Origin of the sequence: Pseudomonas sp. Os17 (genome assembly GCF_001547895.1) — a bacterium.
In the GTDB taxonomy this organism is placed as follows: Bacteria; Pseudomonadota; Gammaproteobacteria; order Pseudomonadales; family Pseudomonadaceae; genus Aquipseudomonas.
Genome location: NZ_AP014627.1, coordinates 3,619,555 through 3,642,496, shown reverse-complemented (window position 1 = coordinate 3,642,496; position 22,942 = coordinate 3,619,555). Strand labels below are relative to the sequence as shown.

At 65.5% G+C, this 22,942-nt stretch carries 14 protein-coding genes; 7 read left to right on the top strand and 7 right to left on the bottom strand.

The genetic code is table 11. From position 1 onward, the window contains the following. Position 1 precedes the first annotated feature (1 nt). The 4 genes from POS17_RS15880 (at position 2) to POS17_RS15865 (ending at position 7,795) form a co-directional block, all read left to right on the top strand. Complete coding sequence (locus tag POS17_RS15880; protein WP_060839456.1) at positions 2 to 3,109, top strand: efflux RND transporter permease subunit; 3,108 nt, start codon at positions 2 to 4, stop codon at positions 3,107 to 3,109. Further along, positions 3,106 to 4,599: an efflux transporter outer membrane subunit gene (locus POS17_RS15875; RefSeq protein ID WP_060839455.1), complete on the top strand. Its 1,494-nt coding sequence runs from the start codon at positions 3,106 to 3,108 to the stop codon at positions 4,597 to 4,599. The genes POS17_RS15880 and POS17_RS15875 overlap by 4 nt, the downstream gene beginning before the upstream one ends. Positions 4,600 to 4,819: 220 nt before the next feature. Next, on the top strand, positions 4,820 to 6,907 hold the full coding sequence (locus POS17_RS15870; protein ID WP_060839454.1) for a putative bifunctional diguanylate cyclase/phosphodiesterase: 2,088 nt from the start codon (positions 4,820 to 4,822) through the stop codon (positions 6,905 to 6,907). 141 nt (positions 6,908 to 7,048) lie between these two features. Beyond that, positions 7,049 to 7,795: an SDR family oxidoreductase gene (locus POS17_RS15865; RefSeq protein ID WP_060839453.1), complete on the top strand. Its 747-nt coding sequence runs from the start codon at positions 7,049 to 7,051 to the stop codon at positions 7,793 to 7,795. A gap of 605 nt (positions 7,796 to 8,400) precedes the next feature. Here the strand turns inward: POS17_RS15865 and POS17_RS15860 are convergent. From POS17_RS15860 to POS17_RS32160, 7 genes are all read right to left on the bottom strand, one after another. Next, complete coding sequence (locus tag POS17_RS15860) at positions 8,401 to 8,955, bottom strand: hypothetical protein (protein WP_060839452.1); 555 nt, start codon at positions 8,953 to 8,955, stop codon at positions 8,401 to 8,403. A 46-nt stretch (positions 8,956 to 9,001) separates the two neighbouring features. After that, complete coding sequence (locus tag POS17_RS15855; protein ID WP_060839451.1) at positions 9,002 to 9,796, bottom strand: PoNe immunity protein domain-containing protein; 795 nt, start codon at positions 9,794 to 9,796, stop codon at positions 9,002 to 9,004. Between the two features lie 14 nt (positions 9,797 to 9,810). Further along, positions 9,811 to 10,866: a hypothetical protein gene (locus POS17_RS15850; RefSeq protein ID WP_060839450.1), complete on the bottom strand. Its 1,056-nt coding sequence runs from the start codon at positions 10,864 to 10,866 to the stop codon at positions 9,811 to 9,813. A 393-nt stretch (positions 10,867 to 11,259) separates the two neighbouring features. Continuing rightward, the gene (gene mapR, locus POS17_RS15845; protein WP_047304573.1) at positions 11,260 to 12,669 is read right to left on the bottom strand and encodes a GntR family transcriptional regulator MpaR; all 1,410 of its coding nucleotides are present in this window, start codon (positions 12,667 to 12,669) and stop codon (positions 11,260 to 11,262) included. Positions 12,670 to 12,827: 158 nt separating this feature from the next. Next, a complete protein-coding gene (ccoG, locus tag POS17_RS15840; RefSeq protein WP_060839449.1) occupies positions 12,828 to 14,243 on the bottom strand; it encodes a cytochrome c oxidase accessory protein CcoG in 1,416 nt (471 codons plus the stop codon). 207 nt (positions 14,244 to 14,450) lie between these two features. After that, positions 14,451 to 14,684 (bottom strand): DUF3203 family protein, encoded by a 234-nt coding sequence (locus POS17_RS15835; protein ID WP_060839448.1) that lies wholly within the window; start codon positions 14,682 to 14,684, stop codon positions 14,451 to 14,453. A 119-nt stretch (positions 14,685 to 14,803) separates the two neighbouring features. After that, on the bottom strand, positions 14,804 to 14,968 hold the full coding sequence (locus tag POS17_RS32160) for a hypothetical protein (RefSeq protein ID WP_164990736.1): 165 nt from the start codon (positions 14,966 to 14,968) through the stop codon (positions 14,804 to 14,806). Between the two features lie 204 nt (positions 14,969 to 15,172). Here POS17_RS32160 and POS17_RS15830 point away from each other — a divergent pair, with 204 nt between their 5' ends. The 3 genes from POS17_RS15830 to glgB all read left to right on the top strand — a co-directional run bounded on the left by POS17_RS15830 (position 15,173) and on the right by glgB (position 22,899). After that, positions 15,173 to 17,170: an alpha-1,4-glucan--maltose-1-phosphate maltosyltransferase gene (locus tag POS17_RS15830; protein WP_060839447.1), complete on the top strand. Its 1,998-nt coding sequence runs from the start codon at positions 15,173 to 15,175 to the stop codon at positions 17,168 to 17,170. 138 nt (positions 17,171 to 17,308) lie between these two features. Continuing rightward, positions 17,309 to 20,659 carry a maltose alpha-D-glucosyltransferase gene (treS, locus tag POS17_RS15825; RefSeq protein WP_060839446.1) on the top strand — a complete coding sequence of 1,117 codons (3,351 nt, stop codon included), beginning with the start codon at positions 17,309 to 17,311 and terminating at the stop codon, positions 20,657 to 20,659. Beyond that, the gene (glgB, locus tag POS17_RS15820) at positions 20,656 to 22,899 is read left to right on the top strand and encodes a 1,4-alpha-glucan branching protein GlgB (protein WP_060839445.1); all 2,244 of its coding nucleotides are present in this window, start codon (positions 20,656 to 20,658) and stop codon (positions 22,897 to 22,899) included. Before treS ends, glgB begins: the two co-directional genes overlap by 4 nt. Positions 22,900 to 22,942 lie beyond the last annotated feature (43 nt).

Sequence of the window (22,942 nt, the reverse complement as noted above, 5' to 3'; positions counted from 1 at the left end):
CATGAACCTGTCCGGTCCTTTCATCAAACGCCCGGTGGCGACCATGCTGCTGTCGTTGGCGATCATGCTGCTGGGCGGGGTCAGCTTCGGCCTGTTGCCGGTGGCGCCGCTGCCGCAGATGGATTTTCCGGTGATCGTGGTCCAGGCCAGCCTGCCGGGGGCCAGCCCCGAGGTCATGGCCTCCACCGTGGCCACGCCGCTGGAGCGCTCCTTCGGCGCGATTGCCGGGGTCAACACCATGAGCAGCCGCTCCAGCCAGGGTTCGACCCGGGTGATCCTGCAGTTCGACCTAGACCGCGACATCAATGGCGCGGCCCGGGAAGTGCAGGCGGCCATCAACGCCTCGCGCAACCTGCTGCCCAGCGGCATGCGCAGCATGCCCACCTACAAGAAGGTCAACCCGTCCCAGGCGCCGATCATGGTGCTGTCGCTGACCTCCGATGTGCTGGAAAAGGGCCAGCTCTACGACCTGGCCTCGACCATCCTGTCCCAGAGCCTGTCCCAGGTGCAGGGCGTGGGCGAGGTGCAGATTGGCGGCAGCTCCTTGCCGGCGGTGCGCATCGAGCTGGAGCCGCAGCTGCTCAACCAGTACGGCGTGGCCCTGGACGACGTGCGCAACGCCATTGCCAATGCCAACCAGCGCCGGCCCAAGGGCTCGGTGGAGGATGACCAGCGGCTGTGGCAGATCCAGGCCAACGATCAGCTGGAAAAAGCCCGTGATTACGAACCGCTGATCATCCATTACAACAACGGTGCGCCCCTGCGCCTGAAAGACGTGGCCAAGGTCAGCGACGGCGTGGAGGACCGCTACAACAGCGGCTTCTTCAACGACGATGCGGCGGTGCTGCTGGTGATCAACCGTCAGGCCGGGGCCAACATCATCGAGACGGTGAACGAGATCAAGGCCCAGTTGCCGGCGTTGCAGGCGGTGCTGCCGGCCAGCGTCAAGCTCAACCTGGCCATGGACCGCTCGCCGGTGATCAAGGCCACCTTGCACGAGGCCGAGATGACCCTGCTGATCGCCGTGGCCCTGGTGATCCTGGTGGTGTTCCTGTTCCTCGGCAATTTTCGCGCGTCGGTGATTCCGACCCTGGCGGTGCCGGTGTCGCTGGTGGGCACCTTCGCCGTGATGTACCTGTATGGCTTCTCCCTGAACAACCTGTCGCTGATGGCGCTGATCCTCGCCACCGGTCTGGTGGTGGACGACGCCATCGTGGTCCTGGAGAACATTTCCCGGCATATCGACGAAGGCATCGCGCCGATGAAGGCGGCGTACCTGGGGGCCAAGGAGGTGGGTTTCACCCTGCTGTCGATGAACGTGTCGCTGGTGGCGGTGTTCCTGTCGATCCTGTTCATGGGCGGGATCATCGAGAGCCTGTTCCGCGAGTTCTCCATCACCCTGGCGGCGGCCATCGTGGTGTCCCTGGTGGTGTCCCTGACCCTGACCCCGATGCTTTGCGCGCGCTGGCTCAAGCCGCATACCCCGGGCCAGGAAAACCGCCTGCAGCGCTGGAGCCGGCGCAGCAACGAGTGGATGGTGGGCAAGTACGCCACCAGCCTGGACTGGGTGCTGCGGCACAAGCGCCTGACCCTGTTCAGCCTGCTGGTCACCATCGGCGTCAACGTGGCCCTGTACGTGGTGGTGCCCAAGACCTTCATGCCGCAGCAGGACACCGGCCAGTTGATCGGCTTCGTGCGTGGCGACGACGGCCTGTCCTTCAGCGTGATGCAGCCGAAGATGGAGATCTTCCGCCGCGCGGTGCTCAAGGACAGCGCGGTGGAAAGCGTGGCCGGCTTCATCGGCGGCAACAACGGCACCAACAACGCCTTCATGCTGGTGCGCCTCAAACCGATCAAGGAGCGCAATATTTCGGCGCAGAAGGTCATCGAGCGCCTGCGCAAGGAAATGCCCAAGGTGCCCGGCGCGCAACTGATGCTGATGGCCGACCAGGACCTGCAGTTCGGCGGCGGCCGCGAGCAGACCACCTCGCAGTATTCCTACATCCTGCAAAGCGGCGATCTGGGCGAATTGCGCCAGTGGTACCCGAAAGTGGTCACCGCGCTGCGCGCCTTGCCCGAGCTGACCGCCATCGACGCCCGCGAGGGCCGCGGCGCCCAGCAGGTGACCCTGGTGGTCGACCGCGACCAGGCCAAGCGCCTGGGGGTGGACATGGACATGGTCACCGCGGTGCTCAACAACGCCTACAGCCAGCGGCAGATCTCCACCATCTACGACAGCCTCAACCAGTACCAGGTGGTGATGGAGGTCAACCCGAAATACGCCCAGGACCCGATCACCCTGAATCAGGTGCAGGTGATCACCAGTGCCGGGGCGCGGATCCCGCTGTCGGCCATCGCCCACTATGAAAACAGCCTGGAAGACGACCGGGTCAGCCACGAAGGGCAGTTCGCTTCGGAGAGCATTTCCTTCGACATGGCCGAAGGCGTGACCGTGGAGCAGGGCACCGCCGCCATCGAACGGGCGATTGCCAAACTGGGCATGCCCGAGGACGTGATCGTCAAGATGGCCGGCACCGCCGACGCCTTCGCCGCCACCCAGAAGAGCCAGCCGTTCATGATTCTCGGTGCGCTGCTGGCGGTGTACCTGGTGCTCGGGGTGCTCTATGAAAGCTACATTCACCCGCTGACCATTCTCTCCACACTGCCGTCGGCCGGGGTCGGCGCCTTGCTCTCGATCTACGTGCTGGGCGGCGAGTTCAGCCTGATCTCGCTGCTGGGGCTGTTCCTGCTGATCGGCGTGGTGAAGAAGAACGCGATCCTGATGATCGACCTGGCGCTGCAACTGGAGCGCCACCAGGGCCTGGACCCGCTGCAATCGATCCGCAGTGCCTGCCTGCAGCGCCTGCGGCCGATCCTGATGACCACCCTGGCGGCGATCCTCGGCGCCTTGCCGTTGCTGCTGGGGGGCGCCGAGGGCTCGGAAATGCGCCAGCCCCTGGGCCTGACCATCATTGGCGGCCTGGTCTTCAGCCAGGTCCTGACCCTCTACACCACCCCGGTGGTCTACCTCTATCTCGATCGCCTGCGCCACAAGTTCAACCACTGGCGTGGGGTCCGTACCGATGCCGCTCTGGAAACGCCGCTATGACCGACCAATCGTCCCGTCCCGTTACTCTGCTGTCCGCCCAGCGCCTGGCCATGGCCCGGGGCTCGCGGGCCTTGAGCCTGGGCCTGTGCGTGGCGCTGCTCAGTGCCTGCGCCATCGGACCCGACTACCAGCGGCCCCAGGTGGCCGAGCCTGTGCAGTACAAGGAGGCCCAGGGCTGGCGCCAGGCCAATCCCAGCGATGCCCTGGCCCGGGGCGCCTGGTGGGAGCTGTACGGTGACGCCCAGCTCAACGGCCTGATCGAGCGGCTCAACCGTTCCAACCAGAGCGTGGCCCAGTCCGAGGCCCAGTACCGTCAGGCCCAGGCCCTGGTGCGCAGCTCCCGTGGGGCGTTCTTTCCCAGTGTCGACCTCAGCGCCGGCAAGACCCGGGCCAGCCAGGGCACCGGCAGCAGCAGTTCGGGGCTGAGCAGCTCCAGCAGCGGCATTCGCGACACCTACAACACTCAGTTGGGCGTGAGCTGGGAGGCGGATGTCTGGGGCAAGCTGCGCCGTGGCCTGGAAGCCAATCAAGCCAGCGCCGAGGCGAGCTTCGCCGATCTGGCGGCGATGCGCCTGAGCCAGCAGTCGGAACTGGTGCAGAACTACCTGCAACTGCGGGTAATCGACGAACAGAAGCGCCTGCTGGAAGCCACGGTGGCGGCCTATCAGCGCTCCCTGACCATGACCCAGAACCAGTATCAGGCCGGGGTGTCCGGCAAGGACGCCGTGGCCCAGGCCCAGACCCAGCTCAAAAGCGCCCAGGCCGACCTGATCGACCTGATCTGGCAGCGGGCGCAGTTCGAAAACGCCATCGCGGTGCTGATGGGCGTACCGCCGGCCGAGTTCAACCTGGCAGAAACCTCGCGGATTCCGTTGCTGCCCCAGGTCCCCCTGGCGGTGCCCTCGCAGTTGCTGGAGCGGCGTCCGGACATCGCCTCGGCGGAGCGTTCGGTGATGGCCGCCAATGCCAATATCGGCGTGGCCAAGGCGGCCTATTACCCGGACCTGACCCTGAGCCTGGCCGGCGGCTACAGCAGCAGTACCTACGCCGACTGGATCAGCCTGCCGAACCGCTTCTGGTCGGTGGGCCCCAAGCTGGCCATGACCCTGTTCGACGGTGGCCAGCGCTCGGCGGAAGTGGATCGCACCCAGGCGGCCTATGACCAGACCGTGGCCAAGTACCGGCAGACCGTGCTCGACGGTTTCCGCGAGGTGGAAAACTACATGATCCAGCTCAAGGTCCTGGAGGACGAGGCGGGGGTGCGTCAGCAGGCCCTGGATTCGGCCCGCGAGGCCCTGCGCCTGACCGAGAACCAGTACAAGGCCGGACTCATCGGTTATCTGGACGTGGTCACCAGCCAGACCACCGCCCTGAGCAACGAACGCAGCGTCCTCAGCCTGCTGCAGAGCCGGCTGATTGCCAGCGTGCAATTGATCGCCGCGCTGGGTGGCGGCTGGGACGGCCAGCTGCAGGTCGGCGAGCAGAAATAGGCCGCCATCAGGGCCTCGCGCAGGGGGCGCGAGGGCCGCGGACATGGCCGCGCAACGGCCTTGCCCACAAGCCTTGTAGGGGCATCAAAGGCCCGGGGCAGACGTTCTGTCCGGCTACTGGCGGTTTGCTCACTTTGTAGATGCGTTCTTCTGCGCAATCAGTACAATCTGCGCTTTTGCCCGCCGGGCAAACATCGGCACAACGGCCAAGAGATGCCCCATGCTCATCGGTAGTTACTCCCCCGCGTTGGTCGTGATCTCCATTTTCGTGGCGATCCTCGCTTCCTACACCGCCCTCGATCTCACCGGACGCATCGCCACCACCAAAGGCCGTGCGGCCTACCTGTGGATGTGCGGCGGAGCCTTGGCCATGGGCATCGGTGTGTGGTCCATGCACTTTATCGGCATGCTCGCCTTCGAGCTGCCCATCGAGCTGGGCTACGACATCGCGCTGACCGCCTTGTCGCTGCTGATCTCGATCCTCTCCTGCGGCTTTGCCCTGTGGCTGGTGAGCCAGCCGCGCCTGCCGCTGTGGCAACTGCTGTTCGGCGCCTTGATCATGGGCGCCGGCATCAGTGGCATGCACTACACCGGCATGGCGGCGATGCGCATGCAGCCGGGTATCGACTACGACCCGAGCCTGTTCAGCGCCTCGTTGCTGATTGCCTTCGGTGCTTCGCTGGCGGCGTTGTGGATCGCCTTCCGCCTGCGCCAGAACACGCCCCATGTGCGTCTGGCCCGCACCGGCGCGGCGGTGGTCATGGGGTTTGCCATCGTCGGCATGCATTTCACCGGCATGGCCGCTGCGCGTTTCAGTGACGGCAGTTTCTGCGGGGCCCTGGGCAATGGCCTGAGTGGCAAGGGCCTGGACAATCTGGTGCTGATCACCACCTTGGCGGTGCTGATCATCGCTTTGCTGACCTCGGTGCTGGACGCGCGCCTGGAAGCCCGCACCGCGGTGCTGGCGCAGTCCTTGACCGAGGCCAACAAGGAGCTGACCCAACTGGCTCTGCACGACACCCTGACCGGTCTGCCGAACCGCATTCTGCTGGCGGACCGCATCGATCAGGCGATGCACCGGGTGACCGCCCATGGCGGCTGCTTTGCGCTGATGTTCATCGATCTGGACGGCTTCAAGCCGGTCAACGACGCGTTTGGCCATCACATGGGCGACCAGTTGCTGCGGGAGGTGGCCCTGCGCCTGCGCGAGGACCTGCGCAGCGAAGACACCCTGGCACGGATCGGCGGCGACGAGTTCGTGCTGCTGGTGCAGCTCGGCGAGCCGGATGATGCCTTGCGCCTGGCGGCGCGGCAGGTGGGCCTGGTGTCCCGCTCGTTCCGCGTGGCCGAACACGAGCTGCAGATTTCCGCCAGCATCGGCATCGCGGTGTATCCCGGCAATGGCCTGACCGCCCAGGAACTGCTGATGAATGCCGACGCGGCCATGTATCACGCCAAGGCCACCGGCAAGAACGGCTACAGCTTTTTCGATGCGTCGATGAACAGCAACGCCCGGCGCCAGCTGCAGTTGCTCCAGGACCTGCGCAATGCCCTGGAGCACAATCAGTTCCGCCTCTACTACCAGCCCAAGTTCGATGCCGGCGACGGGCGTCCGGTGGGGGCCGAGGCGCTGTTGCGCTGGGAGCATCCGCAACACGGCCTGCTGCTGCCGGACAAGTTCATCGAACTGGCGGAGAAGAGCGGGCTGATCATCGCCATCGGCGACTGGGTGCTGCACGAGGCCTGCCGGCAGATGCGCCAGTGGTATGTCCAGGGCTACACCGACTGGCGCATCGCGGTGAACCTCTCGGCCTTGCAGTTCTGCCATGTGGGGCTGGTCAAGAGTGTGGCCCAGGCCCTGGAGCGCAATCAGTTGCCGGCCAACAACCTGACCCTGGAAATCACCGAGACGACGGCGATGAACGACGCCGATGTCAGCATGATCGTGCTGCAGCAGCTGTCGGACATGGGGGTGGACCTGTCCATCGACGATTTCGGCACCGGCTATTCGAGCCTGATGTACCTCAAGCGCCTGCCGGCCAACGAGTTGAAGATCGACCGTGGTTTCGTCCGTGACCTGGAGCACGACAGCGACGACGCCGCCATCGTCTCGGCGATTGTCGCCCTGGGCCAGGCCCTGGGCCTGCGCATCGTCGCCGAGGGGGTGGAGAGCGGGGTGCAGCAGAGTTTCCTCACCCAGCTGGGCTGCGACTCGCTGCAAGGCTATTACCTGGGTCACCCGCTACCGCCCGAGAGCTTCATGCAGGGTATCCACCAGGCTGAACAACAGGCCCGGCACGACACCTGAGGCTGGCCTCGGCCGGCCATCGCCAGGGGCACGGTCCTGTGAGCCCGGAATAGAGGCTGTTTGATGTCACTGCGGTTTTCATCGCTGCCTGCGGGGTGTTTAATGGCGGGCGTTGAAATGATCAGTCAGGGAGTCGGCAGTATGGACAAAGTCATCGTCATCACCGGTGGCGGGCGGGGAATCGGTGCGGCCACGGCATTGCTGGCCGCGCAGCAGGGTTTCAAGGTGTGCATCAATTACCAGGCCGACGAGCAGGCGGCTCATCAGGTGCTGGAGCAGGTTCGCGCCCTGGGCGTGCAGGCCATCACGGTGCGGGCCGACGTCAGTATCGAAGACGAAGTCATCGGTTTGTTCCAGCGGGTCGACAGCGAGCTGGGCCGGGTCACCGCCCTGGTCAACAACGCCGGGACCGTGGGGCACAAGTCCCGTCTCGATGAAATGTCCGAATTCCGCATCCAGAAGATCATGAAGACCAATGTCATGGGGCCGATCCTCTGCGCCAAGCACGCGGTGCTGCGCATGTCGCCGCGCCATGGCGGGCAGGGCGGCAGCATCGTCAACGTCTCGTCGGTGGCGGCGCGCCTGGGTTCTCCGGGCGAATACGTCGACTACGCCGCGTCCAAGGGTGCCCTGGACACCTTTACCATCGGCCTGTCCAAGGAAGTGGCGGGCGAGGGCATCCGCGTCAATGCGGTGCGTCCGGGCTACATCTACACCGACTTCCATGCCCTGAGCGGCGACGCCGACCGGGTCAGCAAACTGGAATCGGCGATTCCCATGGGCCGTGGCGGACGTCCCGACGAAGTGGCCGAAGCCATTCTCTGGCTGCTGTCGGACAAGGCCTCCTACACCACCGGCAGCTTCATTGACCTGGGCGGCGGCCGCTGAGCCCCCGCAAGTCTGCGGCCTATCCGCAGGAGCCGGCTTGCCGGCGAAGGGGCCCTCAAGCCTTGCGCCGACCTCGCCGACGCCTTCGCTGGCAAGCCAGCTCCTACAGCCCCCTCTGAGCTTGTGGTCTGCCATGTAGGAGCCGGCTTGCCGGCGAAGAGGCCCTCAAGCGTTGTGCCGACTTCGCAGGCGCCTTCGCTGGCAAGCCAGCTCCTACAGCCCCCTCTGAGCTTGTGGTCTGCCATGTAGGAGCCGGGCCGACTTCGCAGACGCCTTCGCTGGCAAGCCAGCTCCTACAGCCCCCTGCTTGCCGGCGAAGAGGCCCTCAAGCCTTGTGCTGACCTCGCAGACGCCTTCGCTGGCAAGCCAGCTCCTACAGCCCCCCCTGAGCTTGTGGTCTGCCATGTAGGAGCCGGCTTGCCGGCGAAGAGGCCCTCAAGCCTTGCGCCGACCTCGCAGACGCCTTCGCTGGCAAGCCAGCTCCTACCAGCCCCCCTGAGCTTGTGGTCTGCCATGTAGGAGCCGGCTTGCCGGCGAAGAGGCCCTCAAGCCTTGTGCTGACCTCGCTGACGCTTTCGCTGGCAAGCCAGTTCCTGCGGTTTCCTTCAGTTGGCGCGGCGGCGACCGGGGCCGATCAGCAACGCCAGCAACAGCCCCAGCACGTTGATGACAAAACCCATCAACAACGGCGCCAGGTACCCCAGGGTTTCCCCCGGACGGGTGCAACTGTAGCCATATCCGTAGCCTTGTTCATGGGCCCAGACGTCTGGTGTGGCGCCCAGGTCCACGGGTGCCGAAGGCTCGGGCTGCTCCTCGGAGAACCCCAGGTTCGAATGGCTCGCGCTGCGCCTTTCCAACTGTTCGATGGCCTGCAACTGGGCGTCGTTGCAGCGGCTCTGCGCCCAGCTGCCCACCACCACCAGGGTCGACAACAACAGCAGCAGAGGCACCGGGTAGTAGCGCCGGGTGCGCAGCAGGGGCGCCACCAGCAGCCCGGCGAAGAAACCGGCCAGCAGCAGATTGATCCAGTACCAGGGGGCGCCTTCCAAGCTTGGCGGTACCAGGAACGACAGCAGCAGTGGCAGGACAACGCGGGCAAACAGCAGGCACAAGGCCGCGGCAAGCAGAGTGATCAGCAGGGTCTTGATCCAGGATTTCATGGGCAGTGCATCACCTTTTTTAAGCAGGGGAGGTAAACGGGGCGTATCAGTCCGGTATCGCCCCTTGGGAAATTGGCGGGGTAAAGCGCCGGGCGTATTCGAGCATCTCCCGGGGGAAGATCATGTGCTTGACCGCGCTGTCGTCCAGGCCGAACAGGTAGGCCACGGCAGCGGCTTCAAAGGCCCAGTAGCCGAAGTAGGAACCCTCGTCGCCTTGCAGGTGGGAGTCGTGCCAGGGAGCCTGTTCGAACGCCTCGTACCACTGGTTGCAGTACTCCACCAGCAGTTCCCGAGGCTCGTCCGGGTCTTCGCTGTAGATCGCCCAGATCAGGGGCGAGTAGAGGCTGTGGTACCACTCATCGAGCTCGGCGCGATCCGGCAGGTAGGGCTTGAGCAGGTCCTCGATCAGGGTGTCCTGGCCGCCAAAGCCGGCGCGGTCCTGCAGCAGCACCAGACGCGGTAGCAGGTCGCTGCGTTGCAGGAGGATGCACAGGCTGATCACCTGGACATATTCCTCGTACTCGTCGGGGTAGTCTTCGATGTTCAGTGGCGCGATATCCGGCCGTTCTTCATAAACCTCCAGCTTGCGCTGGTAGTCCTCGTAGCCTTCGATCACCCCGTCCAGCTCCCGGGCCAGTTGCTCCATGGGGGCACCGCCGGTGTAGCCCAGGATCAAATGGTGCAGGCGCGCGCTTCGCACCGTGGAGGCCTTAAGGGAGGCTTCCTGCTCGGGGCTGTCGGCCATCATCGAATGGGTCTGCCAATGGGCCTCTTCGCCGGCCAGGCTTTCGAGGAAGTCGTGGTACTGCTTGTGGCTGAGAAACACTTGTCTGCGGTTCATGTCGGTGCCTGGCTTCAGTAGACGGGAATCAGGGTGAAGGGCGCCTTGCGCTGCGAGGTTTCCAGCAGCAGGGTCGCCAGGTCGACTTCGGCGGGCTCCAGGTCGAGCGCTTCCAGCTCTTCTTCCAGTTGCTGCGCATCGGCCGCCAGGGCCTTGATCGGCTGGCGCAGGTAGGGACGCGGGTCTTCGCCGTAGTAGATCTTCACCGGGCCCTCAGGGATGCCTTCCAGGCGGGCAAAACCCTCTTCATCGAGGCTGCCCTCGGCTTGCGAGCCGTCACTGAACACCGCTCGGTAGGCGGCGCCGGACACCGGTTCCAGGTTGGGGTAGTGCAGGTTCAGCTCCAGCCAGTGACCTTCGCCGGTGAGGTGTTCCAGGCCCTGGTTGATGTCCTGGGCAAGGCTCGCGGCGTCCTGGCTTGCCGGCTGCGGCGCGGGGGTGAGGGTGGTTGCGCGCGGCTCCAGGGAAGACTGCGGCTTGGGCACCAGGGCCGGGCCGCGGCTGTGGGCGGCGGCCGAGTTGTTGCGCTGCTCGGCGATCCACGGGGCGATGCGCTCTTGCACCGAGGCCATGAGGAATTCGGTGTGTTCGCAGGCTTCGTTGAGGTTGTGCAGCACCAGGCGCTGCTGCTGGGGCGCCAGGCCGTTGAAGGTGCTAGAGGCGCTCACGCCGCGGATGATCTCGGGCAGTTCTTCGGCCAGGCGCATTGGGTCCAGGCACTTTTCCAGCAGCTGTTCGGGGCTGGTTTTCAGGCGGCAGGCCATCAGGGCGTAGCGGATCATGTCGAAGAGCTTTTCGGCGTGGCGCTGGGGGGCGCGGTTGATCAGGCGCAGGAGGATCTTCAGGCCTTGTCCCGGGCCGGGGATCCAGCCGATCAGGGCCAGGGCCAGGTCGAAGAAGGCGTCTTCCTCGTCCTTGGGGTTGTTGATGGCGTCCAGTTCGAAGATCGCCTGGATGCAGTCGTAGGCGTTGAGTTCCTGGGTCAGCAGGGGCAGGCGGCCGCGTTCGATGGCCTTGAGCAGTTCGGCCTTGGCCTCTGGGTAGTCGTCGTAATACAGGTCTTCGACCATGACGTGTTCCTTTCCCTGGAAAATTGGAGTGCGGATGCTGAAGGAAACGAGGGGGTGGGGCAAGGGAGTTTGGGTTCTTTCAGGGGCTGGAATGCCGACCCAGACAAACGACCATCGTGTCTAAAGGGGCAGGCAGATCAAAAGCCAAAGCAAGACGGCGGCCTACCGGCCTGGTTTCATTTGACCTTTACAGGGCGACGTTGCTCTTGGCAGGGCCGAAGGTCCTACGGACCTTTGCGCAGCTTCGCCGTGGCTCAGCAGCGGCTACAGAACAATATAGGGCCCTGTAGCCGCTGCCGCAGGCTGCGAACGGCCGACGCAGCAGGCGCTAAACCTGCCACCTCGATGCACCTGATACACCCCATCGCCCGACTCCCCGTGCGCCTACAGCACTCAAAAGGAGCGGATGATCCGCCCCAGGGTTTCCATGGCCTGTTCCGCGGCGTCGTTCCAGGGGCTGCCGTAGTTCAGGCGGATGCAGTTGCGAAAGCGCTGGGTCGGGGAAAAGATCGGTCCGGGGGCGATGCTGATGCCTTGGGCCAGGGCCATCTGGAACAGTTTCAGCGAGTCCATCTGCGGTGGCAGTTCCAGCCACAGGAAGTAACCGCCCGCCGGCTGGCTGACCCGGGTCTGCGCCGGGAAGTAGCGGGCAATCGCCGCCAGCATGGCGCTCTGCTGTTCTTCCAGGGCGTAGCGCAGTTTGCGCAGGTGGCGGTCGTAGCCGCCGTGCTGCAGGTAGTCGGCAATCGCCGCCTGGGCCGGCATCGAGGCACACAGCGAGGTCATGAGTTTCAGCCGTTCGATTTTCTGTGCGTAACGCCCGGCGGCCACCCAGCCGATGCGGTAGCCCGGGGCCAGGCTCTTGGCGAAGGAGCCGCAGTGCATCACCAGGCCCTCGGTGTCGAAGGCCTTGGCCGGTTTCGGCGCCTGCTGGCCGTAGTACAGCTCGGCATAGACGTCGTCTTCGATCAGCGGCACCTGGTGCTGGCGCAGCAGCTCCACCAGTTCCTGCTTCTTGGCCTCGGGCATGCTCGCGCCCATGGGGTTCTGGAAGCTGGTCATGCACCAGCAGGCCTTGATCGGGTGCCGCTCCAGGGTCTGGGCCAGGACTCCAAGGTCGATGCCGTCCCGCGGGTGCACGGGAATCTCCACCGCCTTGAGCTTGAGCCGTTCCAGCACTTGCAGGCTGGCGTAGAAGGCCGGGGCCTCGATGGCCACCAGGTCGCCGGGCTCGGTCACCGCCTGCAGGCACAGGTTCAGGGCTTCCAGGGCGCCATTGGTGATCAGCAGCTCCTCCATGGGCAGCATCAGCCCGGCCACCATGTAGCGCAGGGCGATCTGCCGGCGCAGTTGCGGGTTGCCCGGGGACATGTCAGTGACCACCACCCGCGGGTCCATCTCGCGGCTGGCGCTGGCCAGGGAGCGGGACAGGCGCTGCAGGGGGAACAGGGTCGGGCTGGGGAACGCCGAGCCGAAGGGCACGGTGCTCGGGTCCTTGATCGAGTCGAGCACCGAGAACACCAGTTCGCTGACATCGACTTCGGTGGATTCGTTGACTTCGCTGCTGATCACCGGCTCGGAGAACGGGCTCGGCGCGTGGGCGTTGACGAAGTAGCCGGAGCGCGGGCGGGCGCGGATCAGGCCGCGGCGCTCCAGCAGGTAGTAGGCCTGGAACACCGTCGACGGGCTGACCCCGTAGGTCTGGCTGGCGTAGCGCACCGAAGGCACGCGCTGGCCCGGACCCAGGACCCCGGAACGGATCAGTTCGGCGATGTCGTCGGCGAATTTTTCGTAGCGTTTCATCTGCGGGGCAAGATCCAGTCTGGTCATCGGGTCAAGGTGTTCGGTGGCGAGGGAGTCGGGGGACTCGACGGCCAGGGCGGGCCCATGGCGGCGTCGAGTACAGCGTTCCCGTGGTCCGGGGGAGTCAGCAGGCTCCCCGGCCACGGCATTCTAGAGGCTTAGCGGTTCATCGGCGCGACAAAACGGCTCTTGGCCACGGCGTAGACGCCAGGGTCATCGCTGTCGGCGACCTTGAAGCTGATGGCCTGGGAACTGCTTTGCGCACGGTCCTGGGTCATTGCCACCGACACCGGCAGGTCGGTGATTTCCCCCGGGGCCAGGCTCAGCTCGGTCTTGCCTTGCAGTTCGAAGCCATCGCCGTCCACCAGGGCCAGGCGGTAGTTCTGGCGTTCCTGGGTCTTGTTGATGATCTTCAGGCTGTAGATGTTCTCGATCTGCCCCATGGCGTTCTCGCGGAACAGGCCGCGGTCCTTGCTCACGTCCAGGGACACCATCGGCCGTTGCACCAGGGCCAGGACCAGGGCGCCGATCATCACCAGCAGCACCGCGCTGTAGCCCACCAGGCGCGGCCGCAGCAGGTGGGTCTTGCCCCCTTGCAGCTCGTGTTCGGAGGTGTAGGCGATCAGGCCCCGGGCATAGCCCATCTTGTCCATGATCGAGTCGCAGGCGTCGATACAGGCGGCGCAGCCGATGCACTCCATCTGCAGGCCGTCGCGGATGTCGATGCCGGTGGGGCAGACCTGCACGCACAGCTGGCAGTCGATGCAATCCCCCAGGCCGACGTCGGCAGGCTTCACATCGCGTTTGCGCGGGCCACGGCTTTCACCGCGCACCGGGTTGTAGGAGATGGTCAGGGTGTCCTTGTCGAACATCACGCTCTGGAAGCGGGCATAGGGGCACATGTGCATGCACACCGCTTCGCGCAGCCAGCCGGCGTTGATGTAGGTGGCCGCGGCGAAAAACAGCACCCAGAACAGGCTCAGGCCGCCGATCTGCAGGGTCAGCAGCTCGTGGGCCAGGGGGCGGATCGGGGTGAAGTAGCCGACGAAGGTCAGCCCGGTGAGCAGGCTGATGCCCAGCCATAGGGCGTGCTTCATGGCGCGGCGGGCCAGCTTGTTCAGGCCCCAGGGCGCGGCTTGCAGCTTGATGCGCTGGTTACGCTCGCCTTCGGTGACCTTTTCGCACCACATGAACAGCCAGGTCCACGAGCTTTGCGGGCAGGTGTAGCCGCACCAGACCCGGCCGGCGAACACCGTGATGGCGAACAGGCCGAAGGCGCAGATGATCAGCAGCGCCGAGAGGAGAATGAAGTCCTGGGGCCAGAAGGTCGCGCCGAAGATGTGGAACTTGCTTTCGGCCAGGTCCCAGAGCACCGCCTGGCGGCCGCCCCAGTTCAACCAGACCGTGCCGAAGAACAGCAGGAACAGAAAACCCGCGCCGGTCATGCGCAGGGTACGGAACAAACCGGTGAAGCTGCGGGTGTAAACGTGTTTGTCGGTGGTCTTCGACTTCATCTGTTTGGGTTGTGAAGGTTCGAAGGTCTCTACTAATCGGACGGGGATTCTTTCGCTCATGGTCGTTCGCTCATCAGCCTCCATCAGGCCGCGCAACTATGACCACGGATCTGTTTGCATAACAGACTCAGGTATTTGATAAAAAACCGTATCAGATGAGCTTTTCCGGGGCCCTGCGACAACTTGCTGCACCCCCTCCAGCACCCCCAGGGATGGCCGCATGGGCCTCTGGCACAGGCCTGTGCGGACAGCCCTGATCCAGGTCAGTCAAATCACCGAATCACCCTCGGTGGCCTTCAGATGGCGCCGGCCGTCGGTAGCGCCCGCCACGGTCAAGGCGTCGGCTTGGGCCTCGGTGATGTAGACCCGTTCGCCTGTCAGATCCACCGCCGACATGGATTTGGCGCTGTCGGTGATGACGGTCACGGCGCTGGCGGGCAGGCGCAGGTGAAGGGTGTCGGTGTCGAAATAGCAGGTCTGGTTTTCTATGCGCAGGCTCATGGTGCGTTCCTCTTGGCGGTGGGCATACAGGTTAGGGGCCGGGGTGTAGCCCGGGTTCGACGGCGGCGATCAACGGTGCCTGGCGGCGGTTGCCGCCGCCGACCTGCCGGGACCGCTGGCTATGCTTGGAGCTCCACCGGTGGCTGGGTAGTGGGTGGATCGCCCTTGGGCGGTGCGGTGGTGCCGGGCGGATCCTGCTCGGGCACCGGTGGCGGTTCGCTGGGGGGCAAGGGCGGTTGGTCGAGGTTCGGGTCGGGGGTTTCTGCCGGGATCGGGATATTCATCGCTATGGCCTCCTTTGTGCTTGTCGATGCACAGGCTCTTGCGGTGGACCCTGTGTACGCGGATTTGATTCCCGTCGCCTGGCCGAGCAATTGCGCTGAACTTTCGCCGCGGCCTGTGGCTCGGACACTAGGTGCATGGATTCACCGGGGTGCCGCCGGCTCCACAACCAGAGCGTCTTGGACGTGTTAGAGGGGTGATGCTCGATGACTGCAGAGAAACCGACACAACAGCACGACCACCCGTCGCAGCTGCCCTTGTCCCAGGCCTTGCTGCTGCCGCGCATCGCCATCGAGAACACCCGTCCGGTGCTCGATGGCGGGCAGTTTGCGGTCAAGGCGGTGGAGGGCCAGGAGGTCGAGGTGACGTGCAAGGTGTTCGCCGACGGTCACGACCGGCTGGCGGTGCGCGTGCGCTGGCGCAACGAGGGCCAGGACAGCTGGTACAGCCAGGCTCTGGAGGATCAGGGCAACGATGGCTGGCTGGGGCGCTTCCCGGTGCCGGTGGTGGGGCGCTACCGCTTCTGCATCCAAGCCTGGATCGACCAGTTCGCCAGCTTCTGCCACGAGCTGGAGAAAAAGCACCAGGCCGGGGTGCCGGTGAGCCTGGAGCTGCAGGAGGGGCGCAATCAGGTGCAGCAGGCCGCCGAACGCAGCGAGGGGCCGTTGCGCGAGCAATTGCTTGCGTTGCGCGAGCAACTGGCCGGATTGCTGGAGACCGAGCAGGTGGCGTTGTTTCTCGCGGAGCGCAGCGCCCGGCTGATGGCCGAGGCCGATCACCGTCCCTACCTGAGCCTGAGCCCCGAGTACCCGGTGGATGTGGAGCGCAAGCGCGCGCAGTTCGCCAGCTGGTACGAGCTGTTTCCCCGTTCGATCACCGATGATCCCCGGCGCCACGGCACCTTCGACGATGTCCATGGGCGGCTGTCGATGATCCATGACATGGGCTTCGACGTGCTGTACTTCCCGCCGATCCATCCCATTGGCCGCCGCCATCGCAAGGGCCGCAACAATGCCCTCAGCGCCGCGCCGGACGACCCCGGCAGCCCTTACGCGATTGGCAGCGAGGAGGGCGGCCACGAGGCCATCCATCCGCAACTGGGCAGCCTGGAGGACTTTCGCCGGCTGGTGGCCGCCGCCGCCGACCACGGCCTGGAAATCGCCCTGGACTTCGCCATCCAGTGCTCCCAGGACCACCCCTGGCTCAAGCAGCATCCGGGCTGGTTCAACTGGCGACCGGACGGCACCATCAAATACGCCGAGAACCCGCCGAAGAAGTACCAGGACATCGTCAATGTCGACTTCTATGCCGCCGAGGCCATCCCCGGTCTGTGGCTGGAACTGCGGGACATCGTCCTCGGCTGGGTCGAGGAGGGGGTCAAGCTGTTTCGCGTGGACAACCCCCACACCAAGCCGCTGCCGTTCTGGCAGTGGCTGATCGCCGACGTGCGCGGCCGGCACCCGGAGGTGATCTTCCTGGCCGAAGCCTTCACCACCCCGGCGATGATGGCGCGCCTGGGCAAGGTCGGTTACTCCCAGAGCTACACCTACTTCACCTGGCGCAACACCAAGAGCGAACTGGCCAGCTACTTCAGCGAACTCAACCAGTCGCCATGGCGCGAGTGCTTCCGGCCGAACTTCTTCGTCAACACCCCGGACATCAATCCGGCGTTTCTGCATGAGTCGGGGCGCCCGGGGTTTCTGATCCGCGCGGTGCTGGCCAGCATGGGCTCGGGGCTGTGGGGCATGTACTCCGGGTTCGAACTCTGCGAGTCGGCGGCGCTGCCGGGCAAGGAGGAATACCTGGATTCGGAGAAGTACGAGATCCGCCCCCGGGATTTCAACGCCGCCGGCAACATCATTGCCGAGATCGCCCAGCTCAACCGCATCCGCCGGCAGAACCCGGCGCTGCACAGCCACCTGGGGCTCAAGCTGTACAACGCCTGGAACGACCAGATCCTGTATTTCGGCAAGCGCAGCGCCGAGGGCGACAACTTCGTGCTGGTGGCGGTCAGCCTCGATCCGTTCAACCCGCAGGAGGCCCATTTCGAGCTGCCGCTGTGGGAAATGGGGCTGCCTGACGACGCCTCGACCCAGGGCGAAGACTTGATGAACGGCCACCGCTGGACCTGGTACGGCAAGACCCAATTCATGCGCCTGGAACCGGCGCAGCCCTTCGGCATCTGGCGCATCAGTCCCCTGTAGGAGCCGGCTTGCCGGCGAAGAGCCCCATGAGCCTTGCGTCGGCCTGGCCGACGCCTGCGCTGGCAAGCCAGCGCCTACCGCTGTCGTGGCGCATCGGCAGGTGCGTCGGCGCTCATTCATTTTTTCAAGGAGTCCGACATGGCCAAGAAACCCCGCACCGCGACCTTTATCAAGGACCCGCTCTGGTACAAGGACGCGGTGATCTACCAGGTGCATGTGAAGTCCTTTTTCGATTCCAACAACGATGGAATCGGCGACTTTCCCGGGCTGATCGCCAAGCTCGACTACATCAAGGACCTGGGGGTCAACACCCTCTGGCTGTTGCCGTTCTACCCCTCGCCACGGCGCGACGACGGCTACGACATCGCTGAATACCGCGGGGTCAGCCCCGACTACGGCACCCTGGCCGACGTGCGGCGCTTTATCGCCGAGGCCCACAAGCGCGAGCTGCGGGTGATCACCGAACTGGTGATCAACCACACCTCGGACCAGCACCCCTGGTTCCAACGGGCGCGCAAGGCCAGGCCCGGTTCGGCGGCGCGCAATTTCTACGTGTGGTCCGACGACGACCAGAAGTACGCCGGCACCCGGATCATCTTTCTCGACACCGAGAAGTCCAACTGGACCTGGGACCCGGTGGCCGGCCAGTACTTCTGGCACCGCTTCTATTCCCACCAGCCGGACCTCAACTTCGACAACCCCCAGGTGATGAAGGCGGTGCTCTCGGTCATGCGCTACTGGCTGGACATGGGCATCGACGGCCTGCGCCTGGACGCCATTCCCTACCTGATCGAGCGCGATGGCACTCACAACGAAAACCTTCCCGAAACCCACGACGTGCTCAAGCGCATTCGCGCCGAGATCGATGCCCACTACCCGGACCGCATGCTCCTGGCCGAGGCCAACCAATGGCCGGAAGACACCCAGCTGTACTTCGGGCAGGCCGTCAACGGCGCCGACGGTGACGAGTGCCACATGGCTTTTCACTTCCCGCTGATGCCACGCATGTACATGGCCCTGGCCCAGGAAGACCGCTTCCCGATCACCGATATCCTGCGCCAGACCCCGGAGATCCCGGCCCACTGCCAATGGGCGATCTTCCTGCGCAACCACGATGAGCTGACCCTGGAGATGGTCACCGACAAGGAGCGCGACTACCTGTGGAACTACTACGCCGCCGACCGCCGGGCGCGGATCAACCTGGGCATCCGCCGGCGCCTGGCGCCGCTGATGGAGCGCGACCGGCGGCGCATCGAGCTGCTCAACAGCCTGCTGCTGTCGATGCCCGGCACCCCGACCCTGTATTACGGCGACGAGATCGGCATGGGCGACAACATCTACCTGGGGGACCGCGACGGCGTGCGCACGCCGATGCAGTGGTCCATCGACCGCAATGGCGGCTTCTCCCGGGCCGACCCGGCCAGCCTGGTGCTGCCGCCGATCATGGACCCGCTGTATGGCTATCAGTCGGTCAATGTCGAGACTCAGTCCGGCGATCCTCACTCCCTGCTCAACTGGACCCGGCGCATGCTGGCGGTGCGCAAGCAGTCCAAGGCCTTTGGCCGTGGCAGCCTGAAGATGCTGTCGCCGAGCAACCGGCGGATCCTGGCCTACACCCGGGAATACACCGACGCCGACGGCCATCAGGAAATCATCCTGTGCGTGGCCAACGTCTCGCGCAGTGCCCAGGCCGCGGAGCTGGACCTGTCGGCGTTCGCCGGCAGGGTCCCGGTGGAAATGCTCGGCGGTAATGCCTTTCCGCCCATCGGCCAATTGCACTTTCTGCTGACCCTGGCGCCCTACGGCTTTTACTGGTTCGTCCTGGCCGCCGAGCAGCAGATGCCCAGCTGGCACGTGGAACCGGCCCAGAGCCTGCCGGACTTCTGCACCCTGGTCCTGAAAAAGCGCCTCGAAGAATTGCTCGAAGCCCCGGCGCGCACCACCCTGGAGCACGAAGTGCTGCCCCTCTGGCTGCCCAAGCGCCGCTGGTTCGCCGGCAAGGACAGCGCCCCGCAAGCACTGCGCATCGCCTACGCCGTGCGCTTTGGCGACCCTCGGCATCCGGTGCTGCTCAGCGAGATCGAGGTCAGCGGCGACGGCCAGTCCGAGCGCTATCAGTTGCCCTTCGGCCTGCTCGGTGAAGAGCAGTTCGGCAGTGCCTTGCCCCAGCAACTGGCCATGGCCCGGGTGCGCCGTGGGCGCCAGGTGGGCCTGATCACCGATGCCTTCGCCCTCGACAGTTTCGTGCGCGACGTGCTCCAGGCCCTGCAGGCCCGCACCCGGCTGCAGAGCGAAGCCGGGTCGATCCGTTTCGAGGGCAGCCCGGCCCTGGATGGGCTGGGCCTGGGGGCCGAGTCCGAGGTGCGCTACCTGTCGGCGGAGCAGTCCAACAGTTCGGTGGTGGTGGGCGGCAGCCTGGTGCTCAAGCTGCTGCGCCGGGTGTCCGCCGGCGTGCATCCGGAGCTGGAAATGGGCGCCTTCCTCACGGCCGCGGGCTTTGCCCATATCTCGCCCCTGCTGGGTGCGGTGCTGCGTTGCGATGCCCAGGGCGAGGACCACCTGCTGATGATCGCCCAGGGCTACCTGAGCAATCAGGGCGACGCCTGGGAGTGGACGCAGAACACCCTGCAGCGGGCCATCCACGATGAGCTGGCGGATGCCATGTCCGAGCAGGAGCAGCATTACAACGCCCTTGGCGAACTGCGGGAGTTTGCCGGGCTGCTGGGCCGGCGCCTGGGGGAAATGCACCTGTTGCTGGCGGCCCCGGGCAGCGGCCCGGACTTTGCACCACAAGTGAGCACGCTCAAGGACACCCAGGCCTGGAATCGGCAGGTGGCCGGGCAAGTGGAACGAGGGTTGCAGGTGCTCAAGCAGCATCAAGGTGCACTGAGCACCCGGGACCGGCAGTGGGTGAGTCGATTGTTGCAGCACAAGGCGCAGATCCTCGGTCATATCCAGCAGCTGGCCAAACAGCTGGTGGGCGGCCTGCGTATCCGGGTCCACGGCGATCTGCACCTGGGCCAGGTGCTGGTGGTCAAGGGTGACGCCTACCTGATCGACTTCGAGGGCGAGCCGGCGCGGTCCCTGGCCGAGCGCCGGGGCAAGCACAGCCCGTACAAGGACGTCAGCGGGGTGTTGCGCTCCTTCGACTATGCCGCGGCCATGGCCCGCGAGGCGCCGGTGGTCGATGGCTCGCCGGCGGCCGCGGCGGCGCGGGAGCGGGTGCTGCGGCGTTACCTCGACCAGGCGCGGCAGGCCTTTGTCCAGGCGTATCGGCTGGCGACGGCTACGCTTGCCCATGGCTGGCAGGAGCCCGGCGCCGCGGATGCCGCCCTGGCCCTGTTCAGCCTGGAGAAGGCCGCCTATGAGTTGGCCTATGAAGCGCAAAACCGGCCCACCTGGCTCCACGTGCCCTTGCACGGCCTGGTCGGGCTGTTGAGTGAGCTGCAAGCTTTTTCCGAACTTGAGCGTGGTGGAGAGCAGTCATGAGTGTCTCGAACAAGGAACAGGGAAAGCCCACAGCGGCATTGCTGCCCTCGGCCAAGGCCATCGAAGCCCTGGTACGGGCAGAACATCAGGACCCGTTCGCCATTCTCGGCCCCCACGGCGACGGCGCGGGCGGTCAGTTCATCCGCGCCTTTGTGCCCGGGGCACTGAGCGTGCAAGTGCTGGACCGGGACCAGCAGCAGGTGCTGGGCAGCCTGCAGGCCGCCGAGGCGCCGGGGCTGTTTGTCGGGCATTTCGACGAGTGCCGGGCCTATCTGCTGCGGGTGCAGTGGGCCGGAGGCGAGCAGGTCAGCGAAGACCCCTACAGCTTCGGCCCGTTGCTGGGGGAGATGGACCTGTACCTGTTCGCCGAAGGCAATCACCGCGATCTGAGTGCATGCCTGGGCGCCCAGGTGATGTGCGTGGACGGCGTCGCCGGGGTGCGCTTCGCGGTCTGGGCGCCCAATGCCCGGCGCGTCTCGGTGGTGGGGGACTTCAATATCTGGGACGGGCGCCGCCATCCGATGCGCCTGCGCCATCCTTCCGGGGTCTGGGAGCTGTTCATCCCGCGGCTGCAGGCCGGCGAGGCCTACAAGTACGAGATTCTCGGGGCCCAGGGCATCCTGCCGCTCAAGGCCGATCCCATGGCCCTGGCCACGCAACTGCCGCCGGAGACCGCCTCGCGGGTCGCCGAACCGCTGGATTTCGACTGGCAGGACCAGTCGTGGATGGCGCAACGCAGCCAGCTGCAGCGGCCCGACGCGGCACTGTCGATCTACGAGCTGCACGCCGGCTCCTGGCAGTGCGAGGTGGACGACCTGGGGGAGGTGGCCCGCCAGTACAGCTGGGCCGAGCTGGCCGAGCGCCTGATTCCCTACGTCAAGGACCTGGGGTTCACCCATATCGAACTGATGCCGATCATGGAGCATCCCTTTGGCGGCTCCTGGGGCTACCAGCCGTTGTCGCAGTTCGCCCCCAGCGCCCGCTATGGCAGCCCGCGGGATTTCGCCGCCTTTGTCGATGCCTGCCACCGGGCGCAGCTCGGGGTGATCCTCGATTGGGTGCCGGCGCATTTTCCCACCGATGCCCACGGCCTGGCGCAATTTGACGGCACTGCGCTGTATGAATACGGCAATCCCCTGGAAGGCTTCCATCAGGACTGGGACACCCTGATCTACAACCTCGGGCGCACCGAAGTGCACGGTTTCATGCTGGCTTCGGCGCTGCACTGGCTCAAGCATTTCCACGTCGACGGCCTGCGGGTGGACGCCGTGGCCTCGATGCTCTACCGCGACTATTCGCGCAAGGCCGGGGAGTGGGTGCCCAACCGCCATGGCGGTCGCGAGAACCTGGAGGCCATCGACTTTCTGCGCCACCTCAACGACGTGGTGGCCCTGGAAGCGCCAGGGGCCCTGGTGATCGCCGAAGAGTCCACGGCCTGGCCCGGGGTCAGCCGGCCCACCGACCAGGGCGGCCTGGGCTTTGCCTACAAATGGAACATGGGCTGGATGCACGACTCGCTGCATTACATCCAGCAGGACCCGGTGTACCGCGCCCATCACCACAACGAGCTGAGTTTCGGCCTGGTGTATGCCTGGTCAGAACGCTTCATCCTGCCGATCTCCCACGACGAGGTGGTGCACGGCAAGCATTCGCTGATCGACAAGATGCCCGGCGATCGCTGGCAGAAGTTCGCCAACCTGCGGGCCTACCTGAGCTTCATGTGGACCCATCCGGGCAAGAAGCTGCTGTTCATGGGCTGCGAGTTCGGCCAGTGGCGCGAGTGGAACCACGATCAGCAACTGGACTGGTACCTGCTGCAATACCCCGAGCACCGCGGGGTGCAAAAGCTGGTGACGGACCTCAACCAGCTGTATCGCCAGTACCCGGCACTGCATGACCAGGACGACGTGCCCCAGGGCTTCCAATGGCTGATCGGCGATGACGCGATCAACAGCGTGTACGCCTGGTTGCGCTGGAGCCGCAGCGGCGAGCCGTTGCTGGTGGTGGCCAACTTCACCCCGGTGCCGCGCCAGGCCTATCGGGTTGGGGTGCCCCTGGCCGGGCGCTGGAGCGAACTGCTCAACAGTGATTCGCAGGTGTATGCCGGCTCCAACTACGGCAACGGCGGCGAGGCGTTCAGCCAAGAGCAGGGCAGTCATGGCCAGGCCCTGTCCCTGGTGCTCAACCTGCCGCCCCTGGCGGTCCTGGTGCTGCGCCCCGACCGTGGCGATGCCCCGTAGAAGCCAGCTGCCGGCGAACCGTGCGCGGCGCCCGGTGCGGCCA